Genomic DNA, 11,550 nt, shown 5'->3' on the forward strand with positions numbered 1-11,550 from the left:
ACGATCTGCACGCCACGCTGTTGCACCTGCTGGGTTTCGACCACAAGCGGCTTACTTATCGTTATGCGGGGCGCGACTTCCGTTTGACCGATGTTCACGGCGAAGTCGTAACGTCCCTGATCGCTTGAAGACGCGATGGTCCGACGTGTATCACGAGCAAACTATTGCGGACGCAAATGGTGCCGCGTTCGTGATACATTCTAGTTGCCTATGAACGCAGATCGATCAGAGCCGCTCGTTGTTGCCGACGTCGTATGCACAGCATGCGGTTGCGTGTGCGACGATATTGACCTGACGATACAAGGCAATCAAATCATCGCCGCCGAGCGTGCCTGCCCGATCGGGCAATCGTGGTTTCTAGCTGACCGCGCGGCGGGGCCGGTAGTGGCCACCGTCGCCGGGCATCCCGTTTCCCTCGCAGCGGCGGTGGAAGAAGCGGCGCAGATCCTGGCAGCGGCCCGCTATCCACTCATTTACGGTCTCAGCGAGACGAGTTGCGAGGCGCACTGCGTGGCCGTTGCCATCGGCGATTGGCTCGGAGGCAATCTCGATACAACGACGAGCCTCGAACACGGCCTGTCCGGCATGACGTTCTCTGGGGTGGGCGAGGTTACTTGCACGCTGGGCGAGGTGCGCCACCGCGGCGACCTGGTGATCTTCTGGGGATCGGACCCGGTCAAGAGCCATCCCCGGCATGCCGAACGATACAGCCTTGAACCGACGGGCATTTTTGTCCCCGGTGGGCGGGAGGATCGCACCTGCGTGGTGGTCGATGTCGAGGAAACAGCGACCGCGCGAGCTAGCGACCTGTTTCTGCGTATTAAGCCAGGACGGGATTTCGAGGCGTTGTGGGTGTTGCGTGCTTTGGCCAAGGGGGTCGCGCTCGACGATGCTACAGTCCTGGCCGAAACAGGCGTACCGCTGGCTGCCTGGCAGGATTTGATGGCACGCATGAAGCGAGCGCATTTCGGCGTGATTCTGTTTGGGGCGGGTCTGTCGATGACGCGCGGCCGCTACCTGAATGGCGAGGCGGCGCTGGCCCTGACGCGCGATATGAACAGCTTTACGCGGTTTGTCTGTCTGCCGATGCGTGGCCGCGGCAATGTCGCGGGGGCCGACAGTGTTCTGCTGTGGGAAACCGGCTACCCGTTTGGCATCAACTTTTCGCGCGGATACCCGCGCTATAATCCCGGCGAATACACGGCCGCCGATTTGCTTGCACGTGGCGAAGTGGATGCCGCGCTCGTCGTTGCCAGCGATCCGATGAAGGATCTTGCCGCGGCTGCCCGCGCCCATTTGGAATCGATTCCCGTTATCTGCATCGACTCAAGCGAGACCATTACGTCGCGAACTGCCCGAGTCGCATTTCGTACCGCTAGTTACGGCATCCATACACCGGGAACGGTGTACCGTATGGACGACGTTCCGTTACCGTTGCGACCAGCGCTTGTATCTACGCTGCCGAGCGACGGCGATGTGCTCTCCCGGATCGAGGCCCGCGTGAAGCAATTACGCGGCTACGGCGTTCCGGCTGCTGTCGAGGAACGGACCAGGTTGGCGTAGCCGGGCGAATACGAGCGACTTTCCTGGGTATCACATAACCTAGACTTGCCTGGGGCAGGTTCTACATTCTGTGATACGATTCTCGCCACGCATTTGAGGCGCATCGGGAATTTACCCTGCAGGGAGACGTTGTGATGCGATGGAAAGCGTTCGTTGGCCTGATGATCGTCTTTGCTTTGCTCATCGCGTTGCCGGTGTTCTATCACAAAGGAGAGGCGACGGCCGATGCCCTACCCCCCTCGCGCGACAACAGCGACGCGACGTCGTTTTTGGGTCAGAACGTACGCATGATTGATCTGACGCACGCGTTTGACGAACAGACGATCTTCTGGCCCACCGAGATTCCCTTCCACCTTGAGCGGGGATTTGCCGGTGTGACCGCAGGGGGTTGGTATTACACGGCCAATCGCTTTTCGATGGCGGAACATTGTGGCACGCACATCGACGCGCCGATTCATTTCTCGAAGGGAGCCCATACGGTCGATGAAATACCACTGGCGCGGCTGCTCGGGGCGGCGGTCGTGATCGATGTGGTCAAAGAATGTCGTGAAAACCCCGACTTCCTGGTCACGGCCGATGTGTTCCAGGCGTGGGAAAAGGGACACAATCACCGCTTGGACGAGACGATCGTGCTTGTCAGAACCGGCTTTGGTCCGTTCTGGCCGGACCGTGCTCGCTACCTGGGCACGACCGTGGCCGGCACGGAAGCGGTCGCCAATCTGCACTTCCCTGGGGTCGATCCTGACGCCGCCGCATGGCTGGTCGCCGAGCGCCGGATCAAAGCGATCGGAATCGATACGGCTAGTATCGATCGCGGTCAATCAAAGACCTTCGCTACACATGTCGCCCTGTGCGCCCATAATACGCCGGCCTTCGAGAATGTGGCCCAACTGGAACAACTTCCCGATTACGGGTTCAGCGTGGTGGCGTTGCCAATGAAGATTCGCGGCGGAAGCGGCGGTCCGCTGCGAATTGTTGCCCTGGTTCCGGCCGGGAAATAGCGAGCGACGCATTGTGAGGATTCGATTCTGAGCGGCGCCCGGCCAGTAGCATGTCGGTTGGTGTTGTCTTTTTTTCGCGCCTATCATTGCGTATCTGCGATCCTCGGCGAAGCATCACGAACAAGCGCCCGTTGACGTGCAGCCCCATTATCCACGATACGGCCTGCGCACGATATTGATCGGCATCGCGGTGCTGGCCGGCGGCATTGCTTGGTGGGGGCGGCCTCGCACGGTCGATTGGTACGCCCCAGAAGGGACACTGGCAGCGCAGTTTTGCCTCAAACGCGACTGGCGCGCCGAACTGATTGGTTGCGGCGAGCAGGCCTGGTTCCTGCCCGACGGGCAATGCTTTCGCCGGCAAGAGGTCGTTGGTGCCGTGTGGCGCGACGGTGCGTTTGTCGGGCCAGGCCGTTATGGCGATCCCATTTATCCCTCGCATGTGCCGCCCGATCCGCCGACGGCGGAATACATCGGTTGGCTGGTGCGCGACCGGATTCCCATCTCGACCGACCTGCCCAGCGCGGCCGGCGAGCGGTTTTCTTATCCTTAGCAGGACGACTATTTTGCCCGTCACCTGACTGAGGTGCGGGCGGACCTGCGCCCGGGCATGTTTGACGGCTTGCTAACTCTGAACTCGCCAAGACGACTCCTTTGGGTTATCCTTTCCGTTGGCGATGCCCGGCCGTTCGGCTGGGCGGGCGGTAATGAGTCGGTTCATCCACATGCTCGGTCGACATTGGTGTCGGTCGGCCAGATCGATTACGCGCCCTTCCAGGAGATTGGCAGAATGCGATTTGCCTCATTTTTTCTGTCGCTAGCAGTGGCATTTGCGTTGGCTTGTGGTAACGCGGCCACAGCCGCCGAGATTGCCGCCCCCAAGCAGATCAAGGATTTCAAGGCCCGCGACTATCGTGGTCGCGACACTTCGCTGGCAGAATATGCCGACAGCAAAGCCGTGGTAGTGGCTTTCTTGGGGACGGAATGTCCGCTGGCAAAGCTCTATGCCCCACGACTGGAAGAATTGGCGACAAAATACAAGTCGCAAGGGGTGGCGTTCGTAGCTGTTGATTCCAACCGCCAGGATTCGCTGGCGGAAATCGCCAATTTTGCCCGTGTACACGGCGTGTCGTTTCCGATTTTGAAGGATCTGGGCAATGTCATTGCCGATCAATTCGGCGCCCAGCGCACGCCCGAGGTGTATCTGCTGGATAACGACCGCGTGGTGCGCTATGCCGGCCGCATTGACGATCAATATGGCCTGGGCAACACGAGCGGCTATGCACAGGCGAAAGTCCGCCATCGATTCCTTGCGGACGCACTCGACGAACTACTGGCCGGCATGCCCATCAGCGAGGCGCACACAATGGCGCCAGGCTGTTTGATCGGTCGTGCCCGCGATCCTCAGCCCAATGCTCCCATCACCTACAGCAACCAAGTGGCCCGCATTCTGCAAAAGAATTGCGTCGAGTGTCACCGCGCAGGGCAGATCGCACCTTTTGCGCTGACAAACTACGACGAGGTAGCCGGCTGGTCCGAGATGATCCAGGAAGTGGTGCGCGAGCAACGGATGCCTCCCTGGCATGCCGATCCGAAATACGGCAAGTTCCACAACGACCGCAGCCTATGCGACGCCGACAAGGAATCACTTTACGCGTGGGTCAAGGCCGGCGCGCCCGAGGGCAACGCGGCGGATCTACCCGAGCCGGTTCAATTCTCCGAGAACTGGCAACTGGGCGAGCCGGATCAAGTGGTTTACATGAACGACAAGCCGTACGACGTACCGGCTGAGGGGGCCGTGGAATATGAGTATTTCATGGTCGATCCCGGCTGGACCACGGATCGCTGGATCAAATCGTCGGAATGCCGATTGGGCAACCGCTCGATCGTGCATCACATCTTCGTGTTCGCCGTCGCGCCCGAGAATCCGTTGGCGAAACTGAATGGACCGCTCGGCACAGGCGTACAGCCGGGGCTGGGCGATAACAGCATGCGGCTGATCGCGGGCGCCGCGCCCGGTACTCCGCCCGGCACGGGGCCAGAGGGTGCGGCGACGCGCATTCCTGCGGGCACCAAATTGTTGTTCCAGATGCACTACACACCGAACGGCAGTCCACAGCAAGATCGGACCTGCGTCGGTTTCCACTTTGCCAAGCCGGAAACGGTGAACCGCAGCGTGGAAGTGCAGATGGCCATCAATCCGACGTTTACCATTCCCGCACAGTCGGACGCATACCCGGTCAAGTCAGCGCACAAGTTCGGCAAGGACGCATTGCTATTGAACCTGACGCCCCACATGCATCTACGTGGCAAGTCGTTCCGCTACGACCTCAAGTACCCGGACGGCAAGGTCGAGACGATCCTGGACGTACCGCGTTACGACTTCAACTGGCAGGTCACGTATCAGTTCGAGACGCCGAAGTTCGTGCCCGCGGGGACCGAGATGCAGTGCCTGGCGCACTTCGACAACTCGTCGGCAAACCTCGCCAATCCCAATCCCGATGCCTCCGTCTCGTGGGGTGATCAGACATGGGAAGAGATGATGATCGGTTGGTTTACGGGGACGGACGACGTCTATCCAGACGACGTTACGTCTGGGCAATCTCGCGGCGCCCGGTTTCTTGCTGCGCTGGATCGTGACCCGCCGAAGCTGAACAAGACCCTCTCTCGTGCCGCCGAGGGGGCCATGAAATCGCAACCGACCATCGATAAGTTCCTGGACCGACTGGCACGCGAACTACCTCAGGTAGATCGCATCTGCGTGAGTACGGTTGACGACGGAAAGCTGCAATTTGCACGGGTTGCGCAGCCGCCGGTATTCGACTCTTGGCTGGGACGCGACGACCGCAGCTACGATGCAAATGAGTCCACATTGGCCGGCTACATCAAGAGCGCGCAACCAGTGGTGAACCCAGACTTAAGCACGATCGGGGGCCAGGACATGGCGGCGTTACGGCGCAGCCTCGGCTCGAGTGTCCACTTTCCGATCACGTTCGCAGGAAAGCCGGCCACGATCAGCTACTGGAGCAAGGAAAAGAATGCCTTCTCCCAGCCGGCTATCGACTTTCTGCGCGAGGTAACGGCGCGAGTCAGCGCTGGAAGCAGTCCGTAGTCAGTACCGAGCGGTTGGGCGCGCACTGACATTCTGAGCGCGTGAGTGCGGGCGGCCGAAGTCCGTCGAGATTGCCGGCGGTGCTTAATAGCGGCTCGGCGGAACGTAGCCCGAGTCGATGGCGGGCAGCGGTCTTACCGTGGTGGGGGCAGACGCTGGCAAATCGGTTGCGGTTACCACCGTCGCCTGGCCTTGGAACTGGTCCGGCGAAGGGGGCACAGCAGGCGCGGCGCCCAGCGAGTTCGATGCCACTGTCGGCGCGCTGGTCATGCGCGTGACGGCCGCCGGTCGCGAGGCAACGCGCGCCGTAGAAATGTCCTTCATGGGCGGCGTGGGATCCGTCGGAGCCTGGGCCGTGATCGCCTTCACACTTTCGGCCGACGCCGGCTCGGCCAGTTGCGCGCTGGCGAGTTGTTCGCGGGGTTCTTCTTCCGCGGTAAGCTGGTCGAGCCAGTCGCGGGCCTCGGTCAGGCCGGGATCTTGTTGCACGGCCGCAGTGAACTGTTCTACCGCGGCCTGTTGTTTGCCGCGCTGCGTGAGCAGCACGCCCACGTTGTAGTGAGCGATCGGATCGCCGTAGACGGCTGCGATTTGCTTCACGGCCTGATCGACGCGCCCGACTTCGACGAGGACGGTAGCGATATTGTTGCGGTACAGCTCCCGATCGGGCTGCAGCTTCACGGCCTTGTCGAGATACTCAATTGCCTGGTCGAACTTTCCTTGCCGCGCAAAACATAGCCCCAGGTCGTTGGCGACCGAGGCATCTTCGGGATGCGCCTTGAAAGCCCGCACATAGTATTCGGTCGCCTTGACTTTCTGTCCCTGGCGATCGAGCACGTGGGCGTATCCGACCAGCGCCGGAGCGAAGTCCGGATCGATCGCGAGCGCCTTGTTGTACTGCTCGATGGCCCGATCATAGCTGCCCGTTTGTTCGTGGACGCGTGCCAGCGAGACAAAGAAGTCGGCGCCCGGCCCTTCATCCTTTTTGTCGAACGGCCACCAGTACCAGGGCTTCTCGGTGACGTGCTCGGTCGGTTCGGGCTTTGGCTTAAAGGCGGCGCTGACTTTATCGGTGCCGGCCTTAAAGCTCTTGGTGATCGACGCGCCAAAGCCCGTCTCGTCGGGGGTGGATGCCGAGGGAGTGGCGGGCGTTTTACCGAAGTTGGGATCCTTGGAAGTCGTGGTTACACAGCCGGCCAGGGCCACACCCGCGCAGGTGACCAGCGCGGCGCGGGTCCACAAGCGGCGTCGGCCTCCGCCAGCAAACAAGCTGCGGCCGCGTGCTTTCGAATCGAGTTTGCGTTGATAAGCCATCACGGTTATCTCGAAAAGAACGACTTCGCAGGTCCGTATATTGATCGGCTCGGATGTAGCATTTGCTACACGAGAACCGAGTAATTGGCGAACCCAAGAAAGGCGTAGGGATTAGAACAGGGAGGGCTGGCAAATGGGGCAATTTTGTGTCGCCCGCGGAGATTGCCGTACTCGTTTAAACAGAGGGTGTTATTGTCCGTGCCGAGCCCCTCGCGTGTGCTGCATGGATTACGCCACACGTTGGCAAAATCATTGTCCAGGCGCACCTGAACCAGACGAGCCGCCGCTCGAAGTCGAACTTTCGTCCGTCGGAATGCGCGGATCCGGAATGGTCGCTTGATAGCGTCGCGTGACTTCATCGATGTACATGGCCGACGCCCCGCGAGGCTTCTCATAGGTCTCGAAAATCGGTACGGGCGGCCTGTCGCCGAGCACTATGGAAACCGCCTCCTGAACGCTGCCGATGCGGCCCGCCGTAACCGACGGATCGACGTCGCGGAGGATGAATATGGCCCGATACGCAACAGGCGACTCGTTGATAATCGCGGCGACCTTCAGCCGCCCGGCCTCGGTCAACTTCGTGGAGTCGTCCTCGAAATGATGATCGCTGAGCGTATTCTGAATGCGCCAGCCGTTCGCCGTGCAAACATCGAACGGGATTCGCGTGGTGACACGATCGGCTGCCACAAAGGGATCGGGCCAGTTGTTGTTCCGTTTGAAATCGCGGCAAACGGACATCCACGCCCTTTTAAAGATGTTGGGTTTGGGCTCGGTCGTGGCCGCGTCGTCGTAGGTCTCGTCTGTGGCCATATTGGAATCTTGCGCGTAGGCGCAAACGCCGGGCAACATTGCCAGGGCCACCAGCGGAGCAAACAAAGAGCGGCGGGTCATGCAGTCTTCCCTTGCGAAGTGACAAAATGCCCGATGGTGAGCTGGTTCGAGCGCCGCGCGCACGGCCACCGTAGCCGCGGTCGAATGGACCGCTGGCGACGGTCTCAACTTATGTATCGGTTCGCAGGGAGATGAATATCCGCGCTAGGGTCCGCAGGCCCTCCAGCTTTGCGCAGTCGCGCTAGGTTCCCGCGCCGCTCATCATCGGGAACATCTCGCGGACCATGGTGATGGCCGCCGGGCCGACGAGAATCACAAAGATGCCCGGGAAAATGAAGATCACCAGCGGGAAGATCAACTTGACGGCCGTCTTGGCGGCCTTTTCCTCGGCCAGTTGCCGGCGACGTGTGCGCATCGAGTCGCTTTGCACGCGCAACGCCTGGGCAATGCTGGATCCGAACTTGTCCGCCTGGATCAAGATGGCGGCTAGGCTGCGCAGATCGTCGACCCCGGTACGCACGCCCAGCTCGTGCAGCACTTCCGTGCGGGCCCGTCCGACTTGTAGCTGGAAATTCGAGAGTGCGAACTCTTCGGAGATAACGCGATAAATTCGCTTCATCTCTTCCGACACCTTGCGCATGGCCTGGTCCAAGCCCAGGCCCGCTTCCACGCAAACCACCATCAAGTCCAGAGCGTCGGGCAGACCCAGAAAGATCGCCTCCTTGCGCTTCTTGATGATTAGCAGCAGCACGAGATCGGGCAGATAAAACAGCGCACCGGCGATCAGGAGCGTGGTCATCGTCGACTTCTGGCTGAAATTGCCGAGAAACAACATCGTGGAACCGCTGCCGAACAGGCCCACGATAAGCCCCAGGAATTTGAAACCCAGGAAGACCGTCGTGGCCGCTTCGCTGCGGAAGCCGGCGTTGGAAAGACGCAGCTTGATTTTGCTGGCTTCCAGCTCACTCTTGGGTTGCAAGGGCGCGGCCAGCGCGGGCGAGGCCGCCTCGAGCACCTTGGTCATGGCGTCTTGTTTCTTGGTGACGCTGGCTGTCTCGCGGCGGCGCAGCCCTGGATTTTTCAACTCGTCCAGTCGTTGCACGGCGCGCGGCCGACCGGTGGCGAAAAAATCGAGCACCCACCAGGCGGTCACGGCAAACAGGCCGAAAATGGCCAGCGGCAATAACTGCGCGAAATCGACAAGGTCTGCAAAGATCACGTCTTACACCTTGATGTTGATGATCTTGCGAATGACAAGTGCGCCCAAGACCTGCATGACCACCGCACCGGCCAGCATTTTCTTGCCCATCGGATCGGTGAATAGCATCATCACGTAGTCGGGATTGAGCCGGTACACCGCCAAAAACAATACCGGCGGCAGGCCCAGCAACACGACGCCAGAGAGGCGACCTTCGCCGGTCAGAGCTTGCACTTGGCCCCAAATCTTGAATCGTTCGCGAACGATGTAACCGATCTTGTCGAGGATCTCGGCCAGGTCACCGCCTGTCTGGCGTTGTAGCACGATGGCCGTAGCAAAAAACTTCAGGTCCAGGTTGGGCACGCGTTCGGTAAGTCCGGACAGCGAATCATCCATGGGAATGCCCAAGTTCTGTTCTTCGAATACGCGACCGAATTCCTTGCCGATGGGGGCCGGCATCTCCTCGCGGACCAAATTGAATCCCGAGCCCAGACTGTGACCGGCACGCAGCGCGCGGGCGATCAGCTCCAGCGCGTCCGGAAGCTGCACGGCGAAAGCCTTCATGCGCCGGCCGCGGCGGAACGTCAACCAAAGAAGCGGTAGTGCCGCCATCGCGGCCGCACCCACAGGTGTCGCAACGGGCGGAAAGCCGGCAACCATCGAGGCGAACGCTCCTACCAGCGCCAGCACGGCCGAGATCGCCAGCAGCTTGGACGGCGTGAGCGTCGTATCCGCTTGTTCGAACAACAGACGCAAATTGCCGAACCGCGTCAGCACGCCTTCCAGAATTCCGGAGCCGGCTTCCAGCGGACGTTGCAGCAGTCCGTTCCTGAGCAGCCCGTCTTTGGCGGCCGTGGCCGACGTTGCTCCGGTAAGAATATCGAGCCGCTGCTCGACACCTTTATCGCTCTTCTCGCGGAAGAACATCGCGATGCAGCCGACTAAGGCGGCGACACTCACGAATGCCGCGATCGATATCAATAAGGTTGGACTCATAGAATTCTTCGCAAGCCGAGGCTAAGGGCACTCTGAGGGTCGAAAACTCGGTGGCCGGTCCAGGTGCAGGATTTCGTCCTGCGGCCGCCGCGTGCTAATCCTCCATCATGATGCGCTGCCGGAAGGCGCTGGCAGGCAGACGCACGCCAGCCGACTCGAGTCGATCCATAAAGGCAGGCCGAATGCCGGTCGAGACGAATCGACCGCGTGCGCGCCCGTTTTCGTCGATCCCGTCTTGCACGTAATGATAGATGTCTTGCATCACGATCGTCTCTTGCTCCATGCCCAAGACTTCGGTGATGTGCGTGATTTTGCGGGGGCCGCCTTGCAGGCGGTTGGCTTGAATGATCACGTCGACCGCGCTCGATATCTGCTGCCGCATGGCCTTCAAGGGCAATTCGAAGCCGGCCATCGTGATCATGGTTTCAATACGGGCTACACCGTCGCGGGGGCTATTGGCGTGGATCGTGGTCAACGAACCTTCGTGGCCGGTGTTCATGGCTTGCAACATATCGAGCGTTTCGGCGCCGCGGCATTCGCCGATGATGATTCGCTCGGGCCGCATACGCAGGGCGTTGCGCACCAGGTCCGTGGCGGTGATGGCTCCCTTGCCTTCGATATTCGCCGGACGAGTTTCCAACCGCACTACGTGCTCTTGCTGCAGCTGCAACTCGGCGGCGTCCTCGATCGTGACTATGCGATCCGTGTTGGCGATAAAGCTCGATAGCGTGTTCAAGAGCGTCGTCTTGCCGGAACCGGTACCGCCCGAAATGATCATGTTCAGCCGCGCCTTGATGGCGCCTTCGAGCAGCATTACCATCTCGGGCGTGAAGGCCTTGTAATTCAGCAGGTCTTCGAGCTTGAGCGGATTGGCACCGAAACGACGAATTGAAACCGCCGGTCCGTCCAATGACAGCGGAGGGATGATCGCGTTGACGCGCGACCCATCTTGCAGGCGCGCATCGACCATCGGGCAGACTTCGTCCACGCGCCGGCCGACCTTGGATACAATCCGGTCGATAATTTGCATTAGATGATTATTGTCGCGGAACGTGACGCTGGTCTTCTCCATCTTTCCCTTGCGCTCGACGTACACGTTTCTTGGGCCGTTGATCAGGATATCGCTGATCGTCGGATCCTTCAGCAACAGTTCGAGCGGGCCGAGGCCGAATGTCTCGTCTAGAACTTCGTCGATCAGCCGCTCTCGTTCGTTGCGATTGAGTAGCGTGTCTTCCGTGTCGCAAAGGTGTTCGACGACCAGCCGAATCTCGCGCCGTAATACATCACCGGCCAGATCGCCGACGCGCGTCAGGTCGAGCTTATCGACCAGCTTGCCGTGAATGCGCCGCTTGAGTTCTTCGAACTCGTTCTCTTGCGTCTTCTCGCGGGTCGATGTGAGGGGCGTCTTTGCCATGGGGATGCTTGCGTTTCTGGCTGGTGTCGCGCGGGCCGCTTGCGCCCCGTGGCCATGGTGCAGAGGCCGGGCCAGGGCGGGGTTCGTCGCGCCGTGCTTTTTTGTCCAGAAAAGCTTAGCTCAC

10 protein-coding genes are annotated in these 11,550 nt (G+C 60.5%); 5 read left to right on the forward strand and 5 right to left on the reverse strand.

Annotation, left to right across the window (positions count from 1 at the left end):
• The 5 genes from VGG64_05630 to VGG64_05650 form a co-directional block, all read left to right on the forward strand.
• The coding region (locus VGG64_05630; GenBank protein HEY1599060.1) for a DUF1501 domain-containing protein at positions 1 to 128 on the forward strand (128 nt) is incomplete at its 5' end.
• A gap of 82 nt (positions 129 to 210) precedes the next feature.
• Positions 211 to 1,563 (forward strand): formylmethanofuran dehydrogenase subunit B, encoded by a 1,353-nt coding sequence (locus tag VGG64_05635; GenBank protein ID HEY1599061.1) that lies wholly within the window; start codon positions 211 to 213, stop codon positions 1,561 to 1,563.
• Between the two features lie 134 nt (positions 1,564 to 1,697).
• Positions 1,698 to 2,564 (forward strand): cyclase family protein, encoded by an 867-nt coding sequence (locus VGG64_05640; protein ID HEY1599062.1) that lies wholly within the window; start codon positions 1,698 to 1,700, stop codon positions 2,562 to 2,564.
• A gap of 136 nt (positions 2,565 to 2,700) precedes the next feature.
• A complete protein-coding gene (locus tag VGG64_05645; GenBank protein ID HEY1599063.1) occupies positions 2,701 to 3,114 on the forward strand; it encodes a hypothetical protein in 414 nt (137 codons plus the stop codon).
• A 237-nt stretch (positions 3,115 to 3,351) separates the two neighbouring features.
• Positions 3,352 to 5,673 (forward strand): redoxin domain-containing protein, encoded by a 2,322-nt coding sequence (locus VGG64_05650; GenBank protein HEY1599064.1) that lies wholly within the window; start codon positions 3,352 to 3,354, stop codon positions 5,671 to 5,673.
• 84 nt (positions 5,674 to 5,757) lie between these two features.
• On the opposite strand, the gene VGG64_05655 is transcribed toward VGG64_05650, so the two are convergent.
• The 5 genes from VGG64_05655 to VGG64_05675 form a co-directional block, all read right to left on the reverse strand.
• Complete coding sequence (locus VGG64_05655) at positions 5,758 to 6,987, reverse strand: tetratricopeptide repeat protein (protein ID HEY1599065.1); 1,230 nt, start codon at positions 6,985 to 6,987, stop codon at positions 5,758 to 5,760.
• Between the two features lie 249 nt (positions 6,988 to 7,236).
• Positions 7,237 to 7,878, reverse strand: coding sequence for a hypothetical protein (locus tag VGG64_05660; GenBank protein HEY1599066.1), 642 nt, complete (start codon positions 7,876 to 7,878; stop codon positions 7,237 to 7,239).
• A gap of 181 nt (positions 7,879 to 8,059) precedes the next feature.
• Positions 8,060 to 9,037 carry a type II secretion system F family protein gene (locus VGG64_05665; protein HEY1599067.1) on the reverse strand — a complete coding sequence of 326 codons (978 nt, stop codon included), beginning with the start codon at positions 9,035 to 9,037 and terminating at the stop codon, positions 8,060 to 8,062.
• A 3-nt stretch (positions 9,038 to 9,040) separates the two neighbouring features.
• Complete coding sequence (locus VGG64_05670; protein HEY1599068.1) at positions 9,041 to 10,012, reverse strand: type II secretion system F family protein; 972 nt, start codon at positions 10,010 to 10,012, stop codon at positions 9,041 to 9,043.
• A gap of 94 nt (positions 10,013 to 10,106) precedes the next feature.
• Positions 10,107 to 11,426 carry a CpaF family protein gene (locus tag VGG64_05675; protein HEY1599069.1) on the reverse strand — a complete coding sequence of 440 codons (1,320 nt, stop codon included), beginning with the start codon at positions 11,424 to 11,426 and terminating at the stop codon, positions 10,107 to 10,109.
• Positions 11,427 to 11,550: the final 124 nt, after the last annotated feature.

It is taken from the genome of Pirellulales bacterium (assembly GCA_036490175.1).
GTDB lineage: Bacteria > Planctomycetota > Planctomycetia > Pirellulales > JACPPG01 > JACPPG01.